This is a genomic window from uncultured Rikenella sp., assembly GCF_948810725.1.
In the GTDB taxonomy this organism is placed as follows: Bacteria; Bacteroidota; Bacteroidia; order Bacteroidales; family Rikenellaceae; genus Rikenella.
This window is the reverse complement of record NZ_CAQIVA010000021.1, coordinates 1-21,742: the sequence shown is the minus strand read 5'-3', so window position 1 is coordinate 21,742 and position 21,742 is coordinate 1. Positions and strand designations below refer to the sequence as shown.

At 57.1% G+C, this 21,742-nt stretch carries 20 protein-coding genes; 8 read left to right on the top strand and 12 right to left on the bottom strand.

What is annotated here, in order from left to right:
- Positions 1–28 precede the first annotated feature (28 nt).
- Positions 29–1,585 carry a ComEC/Rec2 family competence protein gene (locus Q9S52_RS06895; protein ID WP_304708600.1) on the top strand — a complete coding sequence of 519 codons (1,557 nt, stop codon included), beginning with the start codon at positions 29–31 and terminating at the stop codon, positions 1,583–1,585.
- Here the strand turns inward: Q9S52_RS06895 and hydE are convergent.
- Positions 1,546–2,577: a [FeFe] hydrogenase H-cluster radical SAM maturase HydE gene (hydE, locus tag Q9S52_RS06890; RefSeq protein WP_304708599.1), complete on the bottom strand. Its 1,032-nt coding sequence runs from the start codon at positions 2,575–2,577 to the stop codon at positions 1,546–1,548. The two genes, Q9S52_RS06895 and hydE, sit on opposite strands and share 40 nt — an antisense overlap.
- Positions 2,574–3,671 (bottom strand): CapA family protein, encoded by a 1,098-nt coding sequence (locus Q9S52_RS06885; protein ID WP_304708598.1) that lies wholly within the window; start codon positions 3,669–3,671, stop codon positions 2,574–2,576. The genes hydE and Q9S52_RS06885 overlap by 4 nt, the downstream gene beginning before the upstream one ends.
- A 58-nt stretch (positions 3,672–3,729) precedes the next feature.
- Between Q9S52_RS06885 and Q9S52_RS06880 the strand changes: the two genes are divergently transcribed.
- Positions 3,730–4,404 (top strand): TatD family hydrolase, encoded by a 675-nt coding sequence (locus tag Q9S52_RS06880; RefSeq protein ID WP_304708597.1) that lies wholly within the window; start codon positions 3,730–3,732, stop codon positions 4,402–4,404.
- Positions 4,401–5,132: a tRNA threonylcarbamoyladenosine dehydratase gene (locus tag Q9S52_RS06875; protein ID WP_304708596.1), complete on the top strand. Its 732-nt coding sequence runs from the start codon at positions 4,401–4,403 to the stop codon at positions 5,130–5,132. The genes Q9S52_RS06880 and Q9S52_RS06875 overlap by 4 nt, the downstream gene beginning before the upstream one ends.
- A gap of 32 nt (positions 5,133–5,164) precedes the next feature.
- On the opposite strand, the gene Q9S52_RS06870 is transcribed toward Q9S52_RS06875, so the two are convergent.
- A complete protein-coding gene (locus Q9S52_RS06870; RefSeq protein ID WP_300828631.1) occupies positions 5,165–5,953 on the bottom strand; it encodes a DUF5106 domain-containing protein in 789 nt (262 codons plus the stop codon).
- 402 nt (positions 5,954–6,355) lie between these two features.
- On the opposite strand from Q9S52_RS06870, the gene Q9S52_RS06865 reads away from it, so the two are divergent.
- Positions 6,356–6,505 carry a hypothetical protein gene (locus Q9S52_RS06865; RefSeq protein WP_304708595.1) on the top strand — a complete coding sequence of 50 codons (150 nt, stop codon included), beginning with the start codon at positions 6,356–6,358 and terminating at the stop codon, positions 6,503–6,505.
- A gap of 1,662 nt (positions 6,506–8,167) precedes the next feature.
- Here the strand turns inward: Q9S52_RS06865 and Q9S52_RS06860 are convergent.
- The 8 genes from Q9S52_RS06860 to Q9S52_RS06825 form a co-directional block, all read right to left on the bottom strand.
- The gene (locus Q9S52_RS06860; RefSeq protein WP_304708594.1) at positions 8,168–9,415 is read right to left on the bottom strand and encodes a hypothetical protein; all 1,248 of its coding nucleotides are present in this window, start codon (positions 9,413–9,415) and stop codon (positions 8,168–8,170) included.
- Between the two features lie 149 nt (positions 9,416–9,564).
- Positions 9,565–11,001 (bottom strand): hypothetical protein, encoded by a 1,437-nt coding sequence (locus tag Q9S52_RS06855; RefSeq protein WP_304708593.1) that lies wholly within the window; start codon positions 10,999–11,001, stop codon positions 9,565–9,567.
- A gap of 100 nt (positions 11,002–11,101) precedes the next feature.
- Complete coding sequence (locus tag Q9S52_RS06850) at positions 11,102–12,172, bottom strand: fimbrillin family protein (protein WP_304708592.1); 1,071 nt, start codon at positions 12,170–12,172, stop codon at positions 11,102–11,104.
- 18 nt (positions 12,173–12,190) lie between these two features.
- The gene (locus Q9S52_RS06845; RefSeq protein WP_304708591.1) at positions 12,191–13,129 is read right to left on the bottom strand and encodes a fimbrillin family protein; all 939 of its coding nucleotides are present in this window, start codon (positions 13,127–13,129) and stop codon (positions 12,191–12,193) included.
- A gap of 36 nt (positions 13,130–13,165) precedes the next feature.
- Positions 13,166–14,161, bottom strand: coding sequence for a DUF5119 domain-containing protein (locus tag Q9S52_RS06840; RefSeq protein WP_300744530.1), 996 nt, complete (start codon positions 14,159–14,161; stop codon positions 13,166–13,168).
- A 150-nt stretch (positions 14,162–14,311) separates the two neighbouring features.
- Positions 14,312–15,604 carry a DUF3575 domain-containing protein gene (locus Q9S52_RS06835; RefSeq protein ID WP_297628342.1) on the bottom strand — a complete coding sequence of 431 codons (1,293 nt, stop codon included), beginning with the start codon at positions 15,602–15,604 and terminating at the stop codon, positions 14,312–14,314.
- Between the two features lie 86 nt (positions 15,605–15,690).
- Positions 15,691–16,329: a hypothetical protein gene (locus Q9S52_RS06830; RefSeq protein ID WP_294593282.1), complete on the bottom strand. Its 639-nt coding sequence runs from the start codon at positions 16,327–16,329 to the stop codon at positions 15,691–15,693.
- A gap of 532 nt (positions 16,330–16,861) precedes the next feature.
- Positions 16,862–17,731, bottom strand: a complete 870-nt coding sequence (locus tag Q9S52_RS06825; RefSeq protein ID WP_304708589.1) for a hypothetical protein — start codon at positions 17,729–17,731, stop codon at positions 16,862–16,864.
- Between the two features lie 11 nt (positions 17,732–17,742).
- On the opposite strand from Q9S52_RS06825, the gene Q9S52_RS06820 reads away from it, so the two are divergent.
- Complete coding sequence (locus Q9S52_RS06820; RefSeq protein ID WP_304708588.1) at positions 17,743–18,033, top strand: hypothetical protein; 291 nt, start codon at positions 17,743–17,745, stop codon at positions 18,031–18,033.
- A gap of 427 nt (positions 18,034–18,460) precedes the next feature.
- Here Q9S52_RS06820 and Q9S52_RS06815 read toward each other — a convergent pair whose 3' ends face one another.
- Entirely contained in the window at positions 18,461–19,393 is a 933-nt protein-coding gene (locus Q9S52_RS06815) for a hypothetical protein (protein WP_297628348.1), read from the bottom strand.
- Between the two features lie 106 nt (positions 19,394–19,499).
- Between Q9S52_RS06815 and Q9S52_RS06810 the strand changes: the two genes are divergently transcribed.
- The 3 genes from Q9S52_RS06810 to Q9S52_RS06800 all read left to right on the top strand — a co-directional run bounded on the left by Q9S52_RS06810 (position 19,500) and on the right by Q9S52_RS06800 (position 21,314).
- Positions 19,500–20,822, top strand: coding sequence for an acetyl-CoA hydrolase/transferase family protein (locus Q9S52_RS06810; RefSeq protein WP_300729290.1), 1,323 nt, complete (start codon positions 19,500–19,502; stop codon positions 20,820–20,822).
- A gap of 71 nt (positions 20,823–20,893) precedes the next feature.
- Positions 20,894–21,115, top strand: a complete 222-nt coding sequence (locus tag Q9S52_RS06805) for a hypothetical protein (RefSeq protein ID WP_304708587.1) — start codon at positions 20,894–20,896, stop codon at positions 21,113–21,115.
- On the top strand, positions 21,078–21,314 hold the full coding sequence (locus Q9S52_RS06800; protein ID WP_304708586.1) for a hypothetical protein: 237 nt from the start codon (positions 21,078–21,080) through the stop codon (positions 21,312–21,314). Before Q9S52_RS06805 ends, Q9S52_RS06800 begins: the two co-directional genes overlap by 38 nt.
- Positions 21,315–21,742: the final 428 nt, after the last annotated feature.

Sequence of the window (21,742 nt, the reverse complement as noted above, 5' to 3'; positions counted from 1 at the left end):
ACGCTATTTCCCGTTTTCGCCACCCTCCATGGCCCGTTTTACCCGCACCGACACCCCGCTGCTCGAACCTGTTCTGGTTCTGCTCCTCGGCATCCTCGTCGGCAGCCAGCCCGAACGCCCCGGTGATTTTCGGCTCGCGGCAGGACTCTTCGGCCTCCTGTTGGCAATCGTTATCGGTCTGAAATACACCCTCTTTTCCCGGATAGGCAGCTGGCGCAGGATCGGGATGTGGATCGGATTTTACAGCCTCGGAATCGTGCTCGTTCTGCTGCACCGGCCCGACCCCACTCCGGTTCAGGCCCTGCACGGCAGCCGGGGCGAATGGATGGCCCGCATCGAGAGCTCGCCGGAACACCGCGGACGGTGGTACCGTTCCGAAGCCACCCTGTTTTGCTATGCCGACAGCCTCTCCGGCGACTGGATACCGCTCGGCGATCCCCGGATCCGGCTCTATATCTCCGTCTCAGACCCCACCAGCGAACCGCCTCGGATCGGTGACCTGCTCCGTTTTCGCGGCCGCCTGTACGCCTCCTCCGACACCGTCGCTTACGACCGGTACATGCTCCGCACACGGAGCCTCGTCGGCCGCTGTTTCGCCTACCGCACCACCCTGCTCGACCATGCCCCCACGTGGCGCGGTCGCATCGAATCGTTCCGACAACGCCTGGGAGAGCGGCTGAACACCGGTTCGACCGATTCGACCGGCGGTACCACCGCCCTGCTTCAGGCCCTGACCCTCGGCCGGACCTCCGGTCTCGCCCCGGAGCTCCGGGCCCGCTACGCCCGTACCGGCCTTGCTCACCTCCTCTCCGTCTCCGGCCTTCACGTCGGGATTATTTTCCTGATTCTTAATCTATTATTCGGCTGGATACGCCTTTTTCGAAACGGCTGCGTCGCCTCCGGACTCCTCGTGATCGCCGCCCTGTTCGGTTATGCCCTACTGACCGGCCTGTCTCCCTCCGTCGTGCGCGCCGTCGTGATGTTCTCGCTGCTCCAGATCGGCCTGATGCTCTCGCGATCGACCAACAGCCTCAACACCCTGTGCGCCGCTGCGCTCGTGCTCCTGTTGTGGAACCCTTACCTCCTCTACCACATCGGTTTCCAGCTCTCGTTCGCCGCCACAGCCGCCATCGTCACCCTCTACCCGCCCCTCGCCCGGAGATGGATGCCCCGTTGGCCGGTGCTCCGCTGGCTCTGGTCGCTGACCCTCGTCGGCCTCACCGCCCAGTTGGGCGTTTTCCCCCTGATCCTCTACCACTTCGGCCAGATTCAGCCCGGCGGCCTGCTGTTGAATCCCATCGTCTGGTTCACCGTGCCGACCCTCATCGTCGGCTCCGTAGTCTACCTCGCCAGCGGGTGGAGCTGGCTCGCCGTCTTCCTCCACACCGTGGCCGGGTGGCAGAACCGCCTCGTCGAGCAATGGGCCGCCGCACCGTGGATCGCTTGGGAAGAGCTCGAAATCTCCGTCTGGAGCTGCATCGCCCTCTACCTGCCCGTGATCGTGCTCATCCGATGGCTAAACCGCTCCGACGGACAGCGGCTCCCCTACTCCTCCGACTTCGAAGCCGCGCGCCGCGACGCATAATGCGGCGCGTCGCCCCACGCCCGATCCCGCACCACCCGAAAGCCGCTCAAATCCGTATCCTCCGCCGGTTTTCCCTCGTACAACCGATAACTTCCCCGCACCACCTCCGGCGTCACGTTCGGCATCAGGACATTCGCCCCGGCCGCCACCCCCAGCTCCCTTCCCCGCGGATGCAGCGCATGGAGAGCCGTCGTCGCCGCGATGTTGATATCCGGCATCTCCAGCCTCAGAAGCGCAATCATCCGCAACGCCAGCTGCAACCGCTCCTCGCGCGTAAAATCCGACCGCACGGCAGCCAGCGGCGCCTGCGGATGCTCGATATAAGGCCCCATGCCGCACATATCGATATCCATCCGCCGGAAAAACAGCAGATCGTCCGCCAAATCCTCCACCCGTTGGAACGGCAGCCCGATCATGACCCCCGTTCCCACCTGATAGCCCGCCTCGCGCAACGCCTCCAGACAAGCCACCCGCCGTTCATAGCGATGATCCGCCGGGTGCAGCCGTCCGTACAGCGTCGGCGACGACGCCTCGATCCGCAGCAGATAGCGATGCGCCCCCGCCCGGTACCACCGTCGATAGACCTCCGCCGTCTGCTCCCCCAGCGAGAGCGTGATGCCCAACGCCCCCTCCGATCTCCGTTTGAGCACTCCCACCAACCGCTCGATCCGCCCGACAAACGCCTCGTCCGTCCGCTCGCCCGCCTGAATCACCACCGAGCCGATTCCCGCGCGCCATGCCCCGCACGCCGCCTCCAGCACCTCCTCGTCCGTCAGTTCATACCGTTCGACCTCCCCGTTTTCGCTGCGGATACCGCAATAGAGGCAATTTTTGCGACACTGGTTCGACAACTCGATCAACCCCCGCACATAGACCCGGTCGCCCACCGTCCGGTCGCGCACCTCCGCCGCCTCGGCGAACAACGCCCCGTCCGTCGCGAGGTCGCCCAACGGTGCCCCCAACACCTCGATCAGCTCCTCGCGCGACCTCACAGCACCGCCTCCTCCACCGCCCCGGCCACCAGCCGGTTATCCTCCAGCGCCCCCACGAAGCGCAGGTTCGTCAGACTGTCCATCCCGATCTCCCGCCCCGAGACATAGGCCGGCACCACCACATACTCCGCCTTTCCCCCCTCCGTGCTGCGGAGCCAGACCCAGTGCGGCAGGCTCTCGATCCTCGGCCTCCGCCCCCGCGACGACAGCGTCACCCGCACACTCAGCCCCCCGTCCTGATACCGTCCCCGCTGGTTCGAGACGAAGTTTCCCAGCGACCACACCACCCGCTCCGCCGTGTCCACCGGCTGCGCCACGTGCGGATGCGACCCGATCACCGCGTCCACCCCCTGCCTCCGACACCACGCCGCCAGCCGCCGCTGGGCGTCGTTGGGCCGTCGCTGATACTCCTCGCCCCAGTGGACGAACAGCACGATATGCGTCGCCGAATCGCGCCGCGCCGCCTCCACCTCGTGCCCCATCCGCACCGTATCGATCCCGTGCACCACCGTGCCCTCCGGCACCGGCAGCCCGTTCGTCCCGTAGGTACAATTCAGCAAAGCCACCCGGAATCCCCTCTTTTTCAGGATCAACGGTTTCGCGGCCGCCACCGAATCGACATAGACCCCCGCATACCGCAGCCCCACCGAATCAACCGTCCGCACCGTCCTCCTCACCCCTCGCCCCCCTCGGTCGCAGCAGTGGTTGTTGGCCAGCACCGCCACATCGATCCCCGCCTCGCGCAACGCCGCCGCCAGCTCCGCGGGCGACGCGAAACGCGGGTAGCCGCTGTAGGGCTCCCGTTCCGAAAGCGTCGTTTCGAGGTTGACCACTGCGAAATCCGCCCCTTCCCAAAACGGTCGAATATACCGGAAACAAGCCGAATAATCATACGATCCGTCTTCCCGCAAAGCCGCCCGCACCTGCGGCATATGCTGCATGACATCGCCCGAGAAGACCAGTGTCAGCTCGTTCCGTGCGACCAGCGAATCGAATACCGCACTGTGTCTGCCCGCGATCTCCGTCGGCTGCGGCGCGCGACAAGCCGCGCAAACGACCATCAACCAGCCGAGTATCGTCTTTTTCGAAACCATTTCACTATTTTTGTAACAGCATAAAGATAACGAATTTCCCGCCCCGACGCACCCCCGCATGGCGCCCTATATCGATATCCACACCCACCGGGCCGCCCCCGACGGCATCGCGATCCGAAACGTGCGGATCGAGTCGTCCGTGCCGCAGCTTCCGGCGACCGGCTATTTTTCGGCGGGCATCCATCCGTGGGACGCCTCGCGCGCGCAACCGGAGTGGGAACGGTGTTTCGAAACTCCTTCGCCTCGGCTGCTCGCCATCGGCGAGACCGGCCTCGATTTCCGTCCCGAATACCGGCCTTACGACTTGCAGGAGAGGTGGTTCGAACGCCAGATAGACGTTTCGAACCGGCTGCGAAAGCCGCTGATTATCCATAACGTACACGCCACCGACGCACTTCTGAAGCGGCTGCAAGTGCGCGCGCAGGAAGCGGCCGTGCTGCACAACTTCATCGGCTCGCCCGAGCTCGTCGCCCAGAGCCTCGGTCGGGTGCCGCACCTTCGATTTTCGTTCGGCCCCGGCACCTTTCGGTCACCCAGAACGCAACAGGCACTGCGGTATATCGCAGAACGATGTCCCGACCGACTCTTTTTAGAGACCGACGACGACCCGACGACCACTATCGGCGAGATGTACGCCCAAACGAGCCAGCTGCTCGGATGGGAGCTCTCCGCGTTGCAGGAGTCGCTCGTTCACAATTTTCACCTCCTTTTCCCAAAAATTTCCCTCGGATGACCTCGCAAAACGACTGGCAGGAGCGCACGGAGTTGCTGCTCGGCCCTGAGAAAACCGCCCGGCTGCGCCAAGCCCATGTATTGGTCGTAGGTTTAGGCGGCGTCGGAGCTTATGCCGCCGAGATGATCGCTCGCAGCGGCGTGGGCCGCCTGACGATCGTCGACGCCGACACGGTGAGCCTCAGCAACATCAACCGCCAGCTGGTCGCCCTCCACTCGACCGTCGGACGTCCGAAAGCCGAAGTACTGGCCTCCCGCCTCCGGGACATCCATCCGGCTTTGGAATTAACTGTAATTCAGAAATATATAAAAGACGAAGCGACCGAAGCGCTGTTGGATCGGGAACCGCGCTACGATTTCGTCGTAGACGCCATCGACACCCTCGCGCCGAAAGTGAATCTCATCAAAGGATGTCTGGATCGCGGCCTGCCGCTCGTGAGCTCGATGGGCGCCGGCGCCAAAACCGACCCGACCCTGCTGGAAATCAAAGATATCGGAAAGTCGCACCACTGTCCGCTGGCCCATATGCTGCGCAAACGGCTGCACAAAATGGGCATCCGCTCCGGTTTTCCGGTGGTTTTCTCGCCGGAAGCGGTGCGCGAAGGGTCGCTCGTTCTGTGCGAGGAGGCGAACAAAAAGTCGAACGTCGGCACCATCTCCTACATGCCGGCGGTTTTCGGCTGCGCCTGCGCTTCGGTAGCTATCCGGACACTGCTCGGCGAGATGTAGCGCCCCAACGCCCCCTCGGCATAGCGCGTCCGTTATTGCTGCGACAGGTACACCTCGATCTGGCCGACCGCCGTGCAATCTTTCAGCAAGACCCGCTTCTGGTCGTTCAGCAAATAAAGCGACGGAATCGCCCGCAAATCGTACAGTTCCTCGCGCCGCATCGCCAGCCCGGCGTCATACCCGTTGATCCACTCCGCCGGCACCTCTTTCCGGTGTTTTCGCCACGCCGCGAGGTCTTCGTCCGGATAGATCGCCACGATCTTCAGCCTCCCCTCGCGCTGCGCCTCCGAAATAACTTTCGAACCGACCAGTTGCGCCAACATCTCCTCACAGGCATGGCAATCCGGATTGTTGATATAGAGCAGCGTGTACGGCGCCTCGACCCCATAAAGCCTCCCCCGCGAGCCATCGCCGAGCGTGTATTCGAAGTCATTCGCCTGCCTCCCCAGCCGGTTTTTCAGAGCCATCTCCAGGCGGAATCGGGGCTGGATTTTCTCGGTCGAGTCGTAAAACGGCGAAGCAACAACCGCTTCCAAGATCGGAATATAGAGTTCTTCGTTCCGAATGGGCGAATTGGGGTCAGCCAACGGTCGTCCCAACATGCCCACCAATTGTTTCATCGCAGCACTGTCGGGTGCATAATGCGCCAGCAGGGTATCCAGCACCTTTCGGGAGGAATCCAACGGCACGGCGGTCGAGAGTTGCAAAAAAGCGGTGAATTTCGCTTCCCGTTGCCAAGCTGCTTCCGGTTTCGACTTCGGGTTCCGGTCTCCGCAAGCCGCCAGAAACAAGGCCGTCAAAACCCAAACTATCTTTCTCATTTCCTAAGGATGTATTTCCGTTTTACCGACCAAATATAATCTATTTCAGCGAATAATCCATCTCTCGACAAAGGGTATTACGCTGTCTGTCTCTTTCTCGAATTTGCGAATCTTCGCCCCGCCCCGGGTTTCCGCGGCGCAGGGTCTGGCATAGCGAGTTACCTCGGCAGTGACGGTTACTGCGTAGCTTCTGCAATCAGCGAATCCAACTGCACTTATCTGCGATTCACGACTACAACGATTCATCCCAGCCGTTCTGGTAACCGTGGCTCCGGTCTTCAGTTGCGTTGCCTCTCGGAATAAACGGGAGAGGTGTGCCTACGGGGACAATTTAGGGTAAAGGCTGCCAGTAAAACGCCCTGTAGGCGCACCCCGGGCTACCGCCGCAATGATACAGGCGACATGCTCGGTGTTGCCAACGGTGGTTACAGTTGGTCATCCACAACCATCGGAACAGACTCATTTCACCTGAATTTCCGTATAAATTGGCTCTACGACCAACGCATCGATCATCGCGCCTTCGGTTTTCAGTTGCGTTGCCTCTCGGAATAAACGGAGACTGACACGGCCAATTGGAAGTGCGGCACGCACCGCCCGCCCGGCGGACGCGTTCGCACCACGGCGGATGGTTTTTATTACATTTCGCGCGCCAAGCCTTAAATGGGAAATCCTGCGACCCTTAAGGTCGCGCGGGCCGGACGCCTTCCCCTCGGGAGGCCCGCAATGTTCGCATGCTCACTGCGAGCTCCCGGGCGTCCGACCCCACCGAAACAATATCCCATTTATCGGCTAAAATGTCGAGAGCGGCCTGTCGCCCACTCCCCCGAGCAGCTTCGCCGCTGGGCGAACAGGCCGGCGACCTAAAGGTCGCAAGAGCAACAACACATTCACCGCCCAAGGCTGTCGGATTCGTCCTCGGCCTATAAGTAGTTCGCCGCCAACGGTGAGTGCAACGAGCTCCAACGAGTTGCAGCCCGCCGCTCGGGGTGGCGGCGAACTGCGCGACTCTGCGAGTCGCAAAAGCAGCACTTCGTTCACCGCCCAGTCTGTCGGGTTCGGGCTGCGCGCTCCGGGGGTGGGCCGAAGGCCCAGCGCGCAGGCCCGGCGGTTCGAAGAACCGCAAAAGCACACCCCATTCAACCGCCCCAATTCTGCGAAGTTCGTTTTCGGCCGCAACCAGCAGAGAACGAATATTAAGGCTAAGGCGGCTAGTAAAAGACGCTGTGCGTCCCCTCCGCATCCTGGGGCTGCGGGCCGACCGTTAACACGGGGACTTAGCTATTCGCTCACGGCCTAAAGTAAAGCCCAAAGCACAGCTAACAGTTCAGCCCAACCCACCGCCCCCAGTCCAAACCTCATACTCGGCCAACGCGGCTCGAAAACCGGTTACGGTTTTCGAGCCTGAAGAACAATCGCAGCCCAAAGCTCGCCCCAGTTCTCCGCCTCGTGTCAGCCTCACTGCGGCTCCGCTGTCGCTCCGCCGCGTTTTCGCGCGCCTTGCGCGATTCATCTATATTCGGCTATCGCCGAAATAGTTGAATCGCTTCTTTAGGCGTGGCGCGCGTCCTACGGGAGGGTACTGCGCTCGGGCCGCGCGGGCCCCACGTCCCGTGGACAGGAAATGCTTGCGCATTTCAACTGGCAGCCTCTACCCCCGTTCTTCGTCCGCGCGCCTGGGGAAATCTTGTCAAAACGTGCCTGCACATTTTGACGATTTCCCTCTTTTGGCGGCGGCGCGCGGTTGAGCTTTGACCCGCCTGAAACTGCCCTGCGCGGGCGGCGGACGGCTAATAAGGCAACGATAACCCTAACAAAACGCCCGATGGGCGCACCGGAGGGACGGAGCGATACTACGTATCGCTTAATCTGCTCGACTAGATTCTTCAATGCGCGTCACGACGCGAACACCTCCTCCGCAAGAACTCTTATCACTTTGGCACGCTTTATGCTATAATGATTATCGAATCGCTGGAGAGCGGCAAAATGAAAAGGGTTTCCGCCCTATCCGGACTGACGATTCGACGGTTGTTTACGATTTGTTTTGTTTGTTTTGGGTATTAGCGGCACAGGGAAAGTTCAGATAAATCCCTGTGCCGCTAATGTTTTCCCACCCATCGGACATCCATCAACCATACCCTCCCAAAGAACCGGCCACAAAACAAAACGGGCTTACTCCCGTCAAAGAGTAAGCCCGAATGCTTCATAAAAAATGCTTTACAAAAGATCGTCGAGGTTGATATCCGGAATCGGATCGGCATCTACCCAATCCTCTACCTGACCGGTAAAGGTGAGTCCATTCTTACCGAATTTCACGGTATACTTATAGTTCTTCCCCGCTTCGATCCCGCCAGTCAAGTCCGGTTTCCCACCCGTAGACGGATTGGTCACCGTCGTAGAGTTAATATTAGCGAAATATGACTGATCTTTGTTTCCGTCATTATGAACCACCTCGATTACAATCCCGTTTTTCGCCGGGTCAGAATCGGTATTCAAATCCGTTCCCGTAACCGGTACCAAGTACCCTATCGCATCGATGTAAGGTTTGATCGGAACCGTCGCCGTCGGATCACCCGGATTATTCACCGGTTGAATCTTAATCGGAGTCGTTTCGGTGGCAGCCGTGCTACCGGTCGCTACGACCCCTTTCAGTAAATCCAAGGTGAAATCCGAGCACAAGCCACCGGTCTTCGAATAGATCTTGATCGCTTTCAAACCTTTAGCCCCGCCTGCGCTGACCTGCAACCCGTCTTCGTCCTCGCCTTTAACCACCAAGGTGATTTTAGCCACTTTGTAGCTGAAGATCAATTTCTGGCGGTTGGTCGCCGGGTTGGCAGGCCGAGACACATTGGTCAGCGGATTCGCCCATGCGAATCCATAGTCGTACACTTCTGTCTTCCCGGTCTGAATCGTCTGATCGGAGAGGTCTGCCTTGAGCTGGAACGTCGCATTATCGACATATGCCCGTTGATTCGGCGCTACCGGCATCCCTGGAGCAGAAGCTGTAGCCGACGCTATCCACGGGAAATACCCGAGGAAGGTCAACTCCGCATTCGCAGTTCCCGACGCAGGCCAAAACAAGAGCGGACTTTTGCCCGACTGCTGTTCCTCGCGATAGTACTTTGAGGTAGGCTGATTCTGCTGGTCATCAAAGAAGTGATACGAGACGTTGGCGGTTTTATCGTTCGAACTGTTGTGCCACAAAGCCGTCGCAGCCGCGGTAGCCGTGGCCGGAACGGTAGCGGAACGGAAAGCGAAAATCCCGATCCGATCCATCTTCAAGGTACCATTCGATCCATCTCCAAGGGCGATGTTGGCTTTGGTGATCTCTACCGTAGGCGCACCGGAGCCGAACTGAACGGGCTGTGCGGTGTCCGGAGTAGCAGGCACTGAGTCGTCGAACGTAATTTTGTTACAACTTACCGCTACCAGCAGTGTGGTAGCCAGTATTAAAATCCGTTTCATCCGTTTTCTAAGTTTGGTTAGAACGGGAATTATTCCCGCTCTGCGCTTGAGGCTGAAAGGTGAGGGTAAAAGGAGAGGGGAGCGCACGTCACCCGGAGGCAAAATTACGCACCCCTCTCACCCTAAGGTTTCAGTCGTCGGATGACAGACTAAACTGCCGGAATTTCGTCAGAACCATTCGGTTCTACTACTTCCCAGTCTTTGATTTCACCTTCAAACTCGATTTCGTTCTTATCCAACGTAAGTTTGAGTTTGTATTCTTTCCCCGGAGCAATCGCCGGCAAATAATTCTTCGCAGCGGTAGAAGTTCCCGGAAGCGTCGTTACCGAACCACCTTTAGTCTGGTCGAGCGTAGCGGTATAAACTTCCGGATCCTTACCATTCGTCTGACCACTTACATAGAATTTGATGAACACATTGGTCAAATCCCCACCGACCGAAGAGGTAGCGTTATTCCCTGCCGGAATCAGATAACCGGTTACGGTAAATTTCGCAGCAGGTTTCGTAGTTGCAGCAGGAGTTCCGCCTGTACCAGCCGGAATCGTAATAGTCGTCGTCGTGGTATCGCTTGCTGCCGACGGAATCTTGAACAGATAACCGGTGAACGGACTCGAACCCGAGAAAGTCGGGAAAGTCGTAGTATTAGTCCAATTCGCCATCGCCGGAGCAGTAGCATCGGTCGTTACCACGTTGTATACGCCGCTCGTAGCATCCACTTGTTTTGCCTGCGTGAGGTCGAACTTAAAGCCCTGATTCATCCCGTCGCCATACATCGCAATCGCTTTCAGTTCTTTCGGGATATCTCTGGTCACCGTGTGAGCCACAGTTACTTCGAGGGTGAGTTTCGCCACCGCATATTTAAACTGCAACCGAACCGGATCCTGACGAGTCCCCAGCGCAGCCTGCGTATCTTTCTTACCGTAATAAGCAAACATAATCGGCCCCGGATAAGCGTTTTTCGTAACAGTACCCGGCGTACCCGTCTGATCAAAGAATTTAATGGTACTGTTGGTCATATCACCCGTTCCGACAAAATTAGTATTCGTAGCACTGGCCACAGTGGTCGGCATCTCAAAAACATTACCCGAAGCGTCTGCCAAGTTACCCGGCAAGGTCGTAGGATAGTAAGCATAATAGTTCCAACCCTGCCCCCCAGCAAGATAATACATAGTATTATCGATCGGATCCGGTGTAGCAGTCGGATCTACAAACGGTTCAAAGTGAGCAATCGCCGGTACCGGAGTAGCCGGGTTAGTCGTATCATCATACGGATCCACCGATTTTACCACATACTTCCGGTTCAGATACTGGAAATCCGCGTTAGTCGGGAATACCGAAGCCGGAGCAGCCCCCAAAGTTTTGGTATCCAACACAGCATAGATACCGATCGTATCATCTACTTCAAAGGTACTGTGTCCGTTAGCATCCAAGCCGGCTTTCGATACCGTTGCAGTGCTTGCCGCACTGGAGAAGCGCACAACGTTGTCTGCCGGAAGATTCGGGTCTACCGGAGCTTCGCCGATGGTCCGTTTCGAGCAGGCGATCACAGCAAGTGACGCAGCTGCCAAAAGAAGACTCTTTTTCATTGTTGTTTTGTTTTGGTTGTTAAAATGTTTGTTTTCCTTGTGTTTTGGTCGTTCTTATTTTTAGCCGGAAACCACTCCGGCATGTAGCAACTCGGTTAATTTATTGTGCCCAAAAGGTCGGGAAATCATTCCCCACCACTTCCCACTCTTCGATCGATCCTTCGACGGTCACCGGCGTTTCGGGCTCGATATCGACGATATACCGATATTCTTTCCCCGGCAACAATCCTCCGGTCACCATTTTGTCGGTTTTCGGAATCGGACAAATCAGATTCGCCCCACCATTAAACGTCAACCGAATCACCGGGTTCACCACTTTCCCCGCTCCCGCATTCGGCACAACGTAGCCCCAGGTAGAAGTAGCCACCAACCCGTTAGTCCCTGCCACCTGTTGCAAAACCCAGAATTGATACGGATTCGTGTCATCCGCCACCGCACTCGTCCGCCCACCATGACTGGCCACCTTATCATAAGCCTCCTGTTTGAGGTCGATCACGCATTCGCGATACAACCCGCCATCGGCATAGAACTCGACGCCTGTCAACTCCCCGCCCATCATACTCGGGTCATATTCCACTTCGACCTTGACTTTGGACAATACATACCGGAAAGTCAAGTTAACCACACTCCCCCCATTACCACTCTGCATCCCTTTGCGCTTCGCGTTATTGGAGTACATGTACGGCAAAACGTTCCCCACCGTACTCTGATCCCCGATATCCTTGAGGTCGATGGTATAATCGTTCTGATTCACCTCCGCTTCCTCCGGTTCCGGCCCCACCGCCGGCCAAACGGCATAGAAGTCCAACAAGGTCGATGTCGAACCGAACCGTATCCGGTCTTGAATGGTTTCGGCCGAGAAGTTGTTGTTGTTATCTGCCACATACCGACAGTCCTTAGCCTCCCCTTTCGCCGTATTCTGGCCATAATTCCCGGAGATTGTCTGCCCCGCCAACGGAGCAAAGACAGATATCTTATCTCCCTGATCGAACTGCGGCGCCGAGAGTGCCGGATTAGTGTCCTTATCCGAGACTTTGGTAACCGTCTCAGCCTTGGCCGAGAATCTCACGACCTCTCCCTGTGCGACATCCTCCATAACGACCTGCTTGGCCTTACATCCGGCGCACAACGCCGCCGTACACAAGGATAATATGATGATTGTCTGCTTCATCGTCTGTCTCTTCCTTTCTTATTGCACGGTTCCCGAAATATGCGTTCCCCCGTCGTTCCCCGGCTCCCAGTCCGTAATTTCCGCATCGCCCAAAATAGCCGAACCGCTGTCTTTCAACATGAGGTTATAGGTATATCTCGTCCCCTCGACATAGGTCATATCCTTAGGCTTCGCGTTATAAGTCATACCGTCCGCCGTCGTCACCGTAAATTCCATGTTTTTGATATTCCCGTTCGGCACCACCGCCGCCTTGATCACACTCACGCCCGGCTCCAAATTGAGTCGTCCTCTCGCCCCCGTCCCTACTCCACTCAGCAATGCAGTTCCCCCGCTCTGAATATCGAATTCATATCCCGACTGCAATCCATCCCCCGTAAAAGTCACGGAGGTAATATCGCCCACATCCCCATCCGGCATCGTAACCGGATCGAATTTGATATTAATGACCACCTGCGCCACCACATACCGGAACTCCAGTTTCACATATTCAAACGTTCTGGAAACGCCTTTATTTTTCCAAGTATCCGAATAGAGCACCGCGCCGGTCATCCCGTTGGTCTGATCCGCTATATCCATCTCCACTTTTCCCGCCGCATCCGCCTCTGCCGAATAAGGATAATATCCAACAAAGTAGAGTTTTTTAGATTCCGGGAAGGTAATCGGGTCATTCCCCGCCTCTACCAACAGTTCTCCGTTACTCATCTGCACATACGGCACATTCTGCCGCACGAACTCATCTCCGGTAGCGAACATGGAACTATTTTGCGGATAAGCGTACATCCCGATCACATCCCCCTCTTCGAACTTATCGTCATCCAGCACCTTCGAAGTCGTCACCTCTCCGACAGCAAACCGCACGGGATATCCCTCCTCCTCCCCCATCCCTTCACCGACGGTACGTTTGCTGCAACCGGCAAGCATCACGACCGCCCATCCCGCGAGTACGATATATTTCATTTGTTTTTTCATAGCCATTTCCTACACCCGAGTGTATTAAATCCCGTCGACATCCTCTCCCTTACCGTCCTTCCACTTCACGATTACCGTCAGAAATCCCGCATTCGCCTTCACTTCGATATCCGCTTCGACCTTGATGTTCAAATCATTTTCCGTCGCCCCATTTTTCAATTGCTCCGTGATATCCTCCTCGTGGATAAGCGTTCTCCCCGACTCGGTATCGGTATCGAAGTACAATTGGAGTTTATTGCGCAGCGCCGCATCGATTTCCGCCTGGTTCCCGAAGATCAGCATATTTCCGCTCCAAGTCGTCTTGTTACCCGAAATATCGGTCAATTCGAACGGCGAAGCGCACTGCATCCCCCCCACAATCTGCCCCGTCGAGAGATCGACCCCCGAGGCCACATTCCCCAACAACCCTCTCATCGACTTGACCTGATCCGTCAACCCCGTCAAGTTGATTTTGAAATTCACCACCTTGACCTGGCGTTTCATCGGCATCTTCACCTCGATACACGAAGCGTCGTCTTCGACGATCACAATGCCGTTGAGATTGACATTTTCCAAGCTGGACGAGAAAATCCACCCCGGCTGATAAACCACCTCCACACCGTCCGCCTTCGAGAAGTTATTCTGTTGCAAGTACGCCGCCGACGCCTTCTTTGCGCTAATCTGCGCCGTCGCAAAGGTTTCCGGTTTCAATACTTCGACATAGTCGTTCTGATTGACCAAAATCATGTGATAAACCCCCACCGAGAAGACCATCTGTTCGCTCCCCACAAATCCCCCGTCCCTCGGAATGGCGTATTTCCCCATCATCGTCCCGTCTTCGCGATAGAGATAAAATTCAAGCGTCGTCGGCAACTCCGCCCCCTCCGGCACCTCGTTCCACTCCGGTATCACTTTCAGCGGCAACTGTTTGATCCGGGTATAAGGCCGTTTGTTACATCCGCCGAAAGTCAGTATTCCGCATATCGCGACAAGCACGAGCCACGTCGCCGACAGAGTTCCGTATTTCAACCGCATTTTCATTCTTTAGTTATCTTTTCCGACATTTCGGATATTACAGAGCACTTAGTATAATCGGAATAGGGTACCGAAATATTGTCAGTGTTCCGAATTTTCGTCATAATTTCACTCAAAAAAACGCCCTCCTCTCCATCTCATCCCAATCACACCAGCCTAATACACCCGCTCCTTATGCCCCATCCGGAAGATCACCGTCGCCCGCACCTTAGTCGGCCCGATCCACGGTTTGTTCTTCTGTTCCACCCACAAGTTGCGCTTCACGATCGAGTTCCACTCGTAAACGTCCATTTTATTGGCCAAATATCCGATCCCGATCCCGAACTCGAACGCCCAACGCCGTCCCACCGGCAAGTAGTAGCCGTAACTGATCCCGCCCCCCATCACCGTCCCCTGACGTCCTTTCTGGTTCAGTTTGATATCGTAGTCGGCATACTGTCCATAGAGGCCGATAATATGCCCCGCCCTCGAGCGGTCGTCCCCGAACCAGTATCTGAACTCCGGCCCCGCACCAGCCACGTATACCCCCTTGTTCCCCGTATTATCCTGCTTTTCCCAGAACGTCAGCGTCCCTTCGAGCAAGATCGAGAAGTGACCGCCGATATGAAACTCCAGCCCCGCATTCGGCGCCGCCACCAACCAGTAAGGTAAATTGGTCCGCAACGAAAGAATCTGATCGATCGGCCCTTCATACTTCGCCCTTACATTACGCCCCATCACCCCCGGCCGCCAAACCGGATACGGGTTGGTTCGAATCGCCGCCAGCTGGCGTTCCCGCTGCGCCGCCGACATGGTATCCGAAATGGCATCCGTCAGCTCCCGCGTCACATTGATCTGCGACTGCATGCGGTTCGCCGCCGCAACCCCTTTGGCTCCCTTCCCGCCACCGAGATAGGTGGCGACTTCAACCCGCCTTACCTTATTATATATATCATCTCCCCCCAGCCACGCATCCGCGCCGTCATTCCCATCGCCGAATTCGCCGTCCGAATCGTAATAATCCTCTTCCGCCTCCCGCACATGCGTCAGAAAACGCACCCCGTGCAACTCATTGTGTTCCAATCGCCCCACGAGGAAATCCTTCACTGCCAAAATCCTGGCCTCCGCCAACTCCCGCGTCCCGATGCGGCTATCCAGCGTAGAAGTGTACGCCGTCAAGACGATCGAGTCGATCGCCACCGTCTCCTGTTCGGCCACCCGTCTGGCCAGCGAGTCGAACTGTTGACGCTGCATCAGGTTCGGCCCGTATTGGAACACCAGATCGCTACTCCCCGTAACGAAATAGAATTTGATTCTCTGCGGTCTCACCACCGCCGCTTTCCGCGCCGCCGCGGCACCGGTAGAGGCGAATATGCCCTCCGTATACATCTGCGCCCTGAGTTCCCCCAAGGAGCCGACCATCGCCGACAGCATCCCTACCGCCATCGCAAACAAGCGTTGTTTATTCATTCTATTTCGCTGCATATCTTAGTTTAAGCGCCAAAAACTCCGTGTCTCCGAAAAATAATCCGCCCTCTCACCATCGCATCCGAGCCTCACATCTCTCCGCCGCTACCCCCCTCTCCTACCCCTTTCGTCATCTCCGCTCCGTTTATTTTTCTCATCCCCGCCACCCCTCTGAGTTTCAGGTACCGATACATACTCCGTTCGTTGCACCGCACGATATCGCAAATATCCCTCACCGTAAAGTCCCCCTGACAATACATCCGCACCGCCAGGTCGAGTTTCTCTTCGTTCATTTTGATCGACCCTTTCGGCCGCCCACCCCTCACCGTCGATTTCCGCCCCCTCGTCCGTCCCTCGCCACCCGTTTCCCGCCCCAACACCGGCACCATCCGATGGTGAATACATGCCAACAACTCCTCTCCGCCCCCGTGACACAAAATCTCCCAACACCCCTCCAGCCACTCTTCCGCCAGCGATACCAATTTGAATCGCCTGCGCGACCACATCAGCAGCACCTCCACAATATCCTCCACCCCCACGCATATATCCCTCAGCGAGCACACCACCAACTTATCTCCAACCCCCAGCAACTCCGCCACCTCCAGGAAGCGATCTTTCGCCCGCCCCGCATCCTCCGCCACATCCAACCCGTCCACCCCGTAATTCATCAGCCTCACCACCTCCGCCGAACTCGCATCGCCCGTATTTACAACAAACCCTCTGACCATGATCGCTTAAATATCCATTCGGATTTCCCGCGACCGAACGCCCCGAAAATCCACTCGTTTCCGTAAAGTCCAAAAGGAATCAAAATCATTGATTCCCAAGTTTATAAATCCTCCTATCGAATGAAAAATCCATTCCTCCCCCCCATTCGACGCTTCAATATCTGACAACAAAGATACTGCAATAAATCATACCTGCAAATTTTTTTATGTATAAATATTTCACCCTACCGGCAGAAAACAGAGGCTTCGAAGCGATGAAGCCGGAAAAATTCCACCCCTCGGCGGCTCCGAAAAAAGATATGACAAAAAATCATCATCGGAAAGATCGCCCGAAAACTCGGTCTATCCTGAAAAATATATCTCTTACAATTTTCTGAAATACAAACTCTTCTCCATCTTCGGAAATAATTGTCACCATTTTATCGGCGACTGAAAATTCTGACAAAATTTCATTCAGGAGAGTGCCGACAATAGACCAACAGCCACTTAAATCCCGACTTGCAACATTCCGTCGGATATGACAAAAACAGGCTTACCGCCCGGCGGACAATGACAACGCCCCGCAAATTTCGGTAGAAACCTCACCTAGCGTTCCTCCAACCTGCTGATTGACAGCCGTATATACCCGAATTTGCTTGACCGTCCGGAGCTCTACCCTTTGCCCCGCCTCGTCCACCGCCCGATCGATGTCGAATTTATTACCGTACCGCGTATCCGGATCTCCGCCGACCACCGTCGTATAATCCGGCGACCAGTTGTCCGCATATCCCTCCCCCAGATCGCGCAACACATACTTCACCCCGTTCCACTCCGCCGGATCCGGCAATCGGAACCCCCGGAAAACGATCGTCCGCTCCCCTTGCGCCGCCGCCGGCCAATAACTCTGCGGATGGATAGTCGCCAACGCCTCGATCGTCCCGCTCCCTCCCCGATTGTCCGTCCATGCCACCTCCTCCGCCTGCGCCACCTGCTTCGGTCGGAAGTAGGTTATCTCGTAGTCCGCCACGCTTCCCGTCGCCTCGTCCGCCGCCCCGCGCAACCGATACCAGCGTTCTCCGTCCGGACTGACCTCGACAACGCCCGGTTCGGAACTCCCGTCGAAAGCGTTTCCGAAAATGACGAAATCAGGCCCCTCGATATTTTTGAGTTCGTGATCGAACTCGAAGACGACCGCCCCGCCGAAGCCTCCCAGGGAGAGACATCCCTTTTTCCCGCCGACAAGCGATTCAGCCGCCTCCCGGGTTCCCATCTCCGAATTGACGAATTGTCCGGGAGCGGGCGTATAACTTACGATTCGGGCGATCCACTTCGAATGCTCCGGCGGCATCGGATCGTTCGTTTTATTACATCCTGCGAGCCCCAGCAGGCCCGGAAGCGCCCAAATCCAGACTGAATTTTTCATTCCTTTTCTTTTTGAAACGAGAATGCACCGCATTCGTAGAGGACAAAAATAGCCTTTCCGTCCGAACCGTCCAAGCGATCGGCCAATCCGCCGTTTCCCGCTTTCCCGCCCCGGGCTACCGCGACGCAGGCAATGAAAAACGTTTCGGAGACCTGGGTAGCGCCGGCAATCACGGAGCCAGTTGGTCTTCGACAAACAGCAGCGTGGAGGCGATATATTTGTACTTCCATTCAACGATATTCCATCCCAACCGAGCACTGCACCGCGGCTACGGTTTTCAGTTGCGTTGCCTCTCGGAATAAACGGGGACGTATTGCTTGGGGTAGAGGCGGCCAGTAGAACGCCCTGTGGGCGCGCCCCGGGCTACCGCTATTATGCCACCGGCGAACTGGGCGGAGGCGGAAACAACGGATACAGTTGGTCATCCACAGTCCGAGGAAACGGTGGCATGGATCTGAATTTCCTGTCGCAATATATCAGCCTCAACGCAGCGAACGGATTCGCCCACGGTTTTCAGTTGCGTTGCCTCTCGGAATAAACGGGCCGCGTGCCCGCGATGGCAAAGGGCCGAGTCTACCCTAAAAATAAGGGCAGCCTCTACCCCAAAAGCTACCCTAAGCAGCCGGCAGCAGCGGCCCGAAACCTCTCCCTGGAACCACACCCCAAGCCACAAAAAGCCTCGCCGAACAGTCGGCGAGGCAACGAAAAAAACTCAAAAGCCCACAAAAACTACAACGCCACCATATAGACCCTGCTCGCCGGCAAATCCGGCACAACCAAATATCCCTTAGCCACCGAAATATCCGCCGGCCCCCGCAGCTCTACCCCCAAATCCAACACCGTCACCGCATTTTTCCCCTCCGGCGTCAGATCGACAAAGCCCACCTCTCCCGCACCGTTCTCCCCCCTCCAATTGCTGAAATAGAGCCTCTTGCCATCCCCCGAGACCGCCACCCCGTCGTACTGACCGAACCGATCCCCCATCAGATTTACCGGTTCCGCCGTCAAATCCGTCATATTCACCGCATAAATACCATTTTCCGCCCCCGGCCTCTCCTCCGGATCATACGACGCCACATACAACGTCCCCTCATACTCCGCCAGCCCGTTCGCCCCCGGAATCGTCGCCACCAGCTTCGGCACCGGCCTCCGCGCCCCCCACACCGCCTCGCAATCCCGCACATCCAGCGCATAAATATGTCCCGTATTCGTCACCGACACCAACAGAAAATCCCCCATCGCCACGATATCGTTCACAAACACCTCCCCCTCCGGAAAGGCGATCTTCACCGGCTGCACCCCCGGCTTTTTCAGGTGAAAAACCGTCACGCACCCCACATCCGCCACGAACAGACAATCCTCCTTGACCGCCATCCCTTTCGGCGCATTCAGCGCCCCCCGCGCCGGAATCAGAATCCGATTCTCCTTATTCAGCGAAACGATATACCCCCGTCCTTCCCGGTTGAGCGGCGCCAGCGAATCCGTCCCGAAATTCGACACCAGTATCTCCCCGCTCCTGAGCACCAGCGTCCCCTCCGGAAAGCGCATGTTTTCCGTCACCGTATAGACCTTCTCCTTCCCCGCCGCCACCCCCTGCTGCGCCGCCGCACACACCCCCACTCCCGCCGTCCAGACCGCCAAAAACGTAAACAACCGTTTCATAACCTATTCTTTGTTAAGTAAGTTGCAGTAAAGATAATTAAAATTCCTAAATTTGTCCGGAACTTTACTTTTTGCCAACCAAAAACACGCAAAAACACCATCGCTTATGAACAACCCCAACATCCGCATCGTTTCGGCTGCCGAGGCTGTACAAGTCGTCAAGAGCGGCGACCATATCCACCTGAGTTCGGTGGCCAGCGCTCCGCAATGCTTGATCAAAGCCCTTTGCGATCGCGGCGACCGCGGCGAACTCCGTGACGTCTTCATCCACCACCTCCACACCGAAGGCCCGGCGCCCTATGCCGATCCGAAATACGAAGGGATCTTCCAATCCTCCCAGTTTTTCGTCGGCAGCAACCTGCGTCGCGCCACCCAGGAGGGGTATGCCGACTATATTCCCGTTTTTCTGAGCGAAACGCAAAAACTGTACCGCTGCGGCGCCTTGCCCATCGACGTCGCCATGATCCAGGTATCGCCGCCCGACAAACACGGCTACGTATCGCTCGGGACATCGGTGGACGCCACATTGGCAGCAGTCGAATGCGCCCATACCGTCATCGCCGTCATCAATAAATACGTCCCCCGATCGTTCGGCCAGGCCATGATCCGGATGTCCGAGATCGACATCTGGTGCGAAGACGACACCCCGCTGATCGAAGCGCCGTTCACCGCACCGAACGAAGTCGAGACCGCCATCGGGAAACACTGTGCCGAACTGATCGAAGACGGCGCTTGCCTTCAGATGGGCATCGGCGCGATTCCGAACGCCGTACTCGCGCAGTTGGGCGGACATAAGAATCTGGGTATACACACCGAAATGTTCGCCGACGGCGTTCTGCCGCTCGTCGAATCGGGCGTCATCAACGGGATGAACAAAGTGACCGACCCGGGGAAAATGGTATCGACCTTCCTGATGGGTTCCCAGGAAGTTTACGACTTCATCGACGACAATCCCGGCGTCCTGATGATGGACGTAGGCTATACCAACGACCCGCACATCATCTCCCAGAACCCGAACTTCACGGCCATCAACTCGGCCCTTCAGATCGACCTGACCGGCCAGGTCTGCGCCGACTCGATCGGCACGAAGCACTACTCGGGCGTGGGCGGCCAGATCGACTTTATTTACGGCTCTTCGCTGTCGAAAAACGGGAAAGCGATCGTCGCCATGCCGTCGAAGACCAACAAAGGGATCAGCAAGATCGCTCCGATACTCAATCCGGGTGCCGGTGTCGTGACCACGCGCGCGCACATGCACTGGTTCGTCACCGAACACGGCGCCGTGAACCTGTACGGCAAGACCTTGCAGGAACGGGCCCGGCTGGTCATCAGCGTGGCCGCTCCGGAGCACCGCGAAGAGCTGGATCGCGCCGCTTTCGAACGGTTCGGCCCTCACCACACCTATATTAAGATGGAATGCGGCATGTAGGCCGTATTCCACGATCCTTCGTTATATCCATTTTATTTATCCACCCTCTCTTCGGTCTTCCGGAGAGAGAGTTGTTTTACCTCGATTCTCTGCGACGGCGCTGTCCGCCCGCCCCGGGCTTCCGCTATGCCGGATCGGGTCTCCTCGGTGATGTCGGAAATAACGGCTACTGTTGGGCTTCGACCATCAAGAGCATCAACGGCATGAACCTCAGTTTTTGCATGCACTGGTTTTATCCGAACGGTGCTAACGGTCGTGCCCTCGGTTTTCCGTTGCGTTGCCTCTCGGAATAAACGGGACAAGCAGCCCGCCCCGGGCTTCCGCTACTACAATTCAGGCGCGCTGATCAGCGTCGGCGGCGAAGGTTCCGTCTGGTCGGCTGCGGCCAACGGGACGGCCAGTGTCTATTTGCGCTTCGTCGTGAATGCAGCTCAACCCAACCACTTGATCGGCCGTGTCTACGGTTTTCAGCTGCGTTGCCTCTCGGAATAAACGGGGACGAGAGGCACTCGAATACTGGCGGGCGTCCGACCCACACTATCTTACTTACCAGCTACAAGTTCCGCCTATTCGTCCTCGGCTCGCCTCCCCTGAGCCGCTATGGCGTCGCTGCGCCCGAGGACGGCGATTCCTCGAGGAATCGCGCTATTCGCTCTTAGCCTATAGCAATTCGCCGCCAGCGGGGAGTGCAACGAGCTCCGACGAGTTGCAGCCCGCCGCAGGGGGTGGCGGCGAACTGCGCGACCCTAAAGGGTCGCAAGAGCACGACCAACGGTTCAGCCCAAAGCCAGGCCAATAGTTCACCCCATTCTGTTGGTTTCGGGCTGCGCGCTCCCCGGGTGGGCCGAAGGCCCAGCGCGCAGGCCCGGCGGTTCTATGAACCGCAAAAGCAAAGTCCATTCACCGCTTCCATTTTGCGA

Excerpts from the sequence above, each read along its gene's own strand:
- Q9S52_RS06895 (WP_304708600.1), top strand. The coding sequence starts at position 29 with ATGGCCCGTTTTACCCGCACCGACACCCCGCTGCTCGAACCTGTTCTG.
- Q9S52_RS06885 (WP_304708598.1), bottom strand. The coding sequence starts at position 3,671 with ATGGTTTCGAAAAAGACGATACTCGGCTGGTTGATGGTCGTTTGCGCG.
- Q9S52_RS06880 (WP_304708597.1), top strand. The coding sequence starts at position 3,730 with ATGGCGCCCTATATCGATATCCACACCCACCGGGCCGCCCCCGACGGC.
- Q9S52_RS06875 (WP_304708596.1), top strand. The coding sequence starts at position 4,401 with ATGACCTCGCAAAACGACTGGCAGGAGCGCACGGAGTTGCTGCTCGGC.
- Q9S52_RS06870 (WP_300828631.1), bottom strand. The coding sequence starts at position 5,953 with ATGAGAAAGATAGTTTGGGTTTTGACGGCCTTGTTTCTGGCGGCTTGC.
- Q9S52_RS06865 (WP_304708595.1), top strand. The coding sequence starts at position 6,356 with ATGCTCGGTGTTGCCAACGGTGGTTACAGTTGGTCATCCACAACCATC.
- Q9S52_RS06860 (WP_304708594.1), bottom strand. The coding sequence starts at position 9,415 with ATGAAACGGATTTTAATACTGGCTACCACACTGCTGGTAGCGGTAAGT.
- Q9S52_RS06855 (WP_304708593.1), bottom strand. The coding sequence starts at position 11,001 with ATGAAAAAGAGTCTTCTTTTGGCAGCTGCGTCACTTGCTGTGATCGCC.
- Q9S52_RS06850 (WP_304708592.1), bottom strand. The coding sequence starts at position 12,172 with ATGAAGCAGACAATCATCATATTATCCTTGTGTACGGCGGCGTTGTGC.
- Q9S52_RS06845 (WP_304708591.1), bottom strand. The coding sequence starts at position 13,129 with ATGAAATATATCGTACTCGCGGGATGGGCGGTCGTGATGCTTGCCGGT.
- Q9S52_RS06840 (WP_300744530.1), bottom strand. The coding sequence starts at position 14,161 with ATGAAAATGCGGTTGAAATACGGAACTCTGTCGGCGACGTGGCTCGTG.
- Q9S52_RS06835 (WP_297628342.1), bottom strand. The coding sequence starts at position 15,604 with ATGAATAAACAACGCTTGTTTGCGATGGCGGTAGGGATGCTGTCGGCG.
- Q9S52_RS06830 (WP_294593282.1), bottom strand. The coding sequence starts at position 16,329 with ATGGTCAGAGGGTTTGTTGTAAATACGGGCGATGCGAGTTCGGCGGAG.
- Q9S52_RS06825 (WP_304708589.1), bottom strand. The coding sequence starts at position 17,731 with ATGAAAAATTCAGTCTGGATTTGGGCGCTTCCGGGCCTGCTGGGGCTC.
- Q9S52_RS06815 (WP_297628348.1), bottom strand. The coding sequence starts at position 19,393 with ATGAAACGGTTGTTTACGTTTTTGGCGGTCTGGACGGCGGGAGTGGGG.
- Q9S52_RS06810 (WP_300729290.1), top strand. The coding sequence starts at position 19,500 with ATGAACAACCCCAACATCCGCATCGTTTCGGCTGCCGAGGCTGTACAA.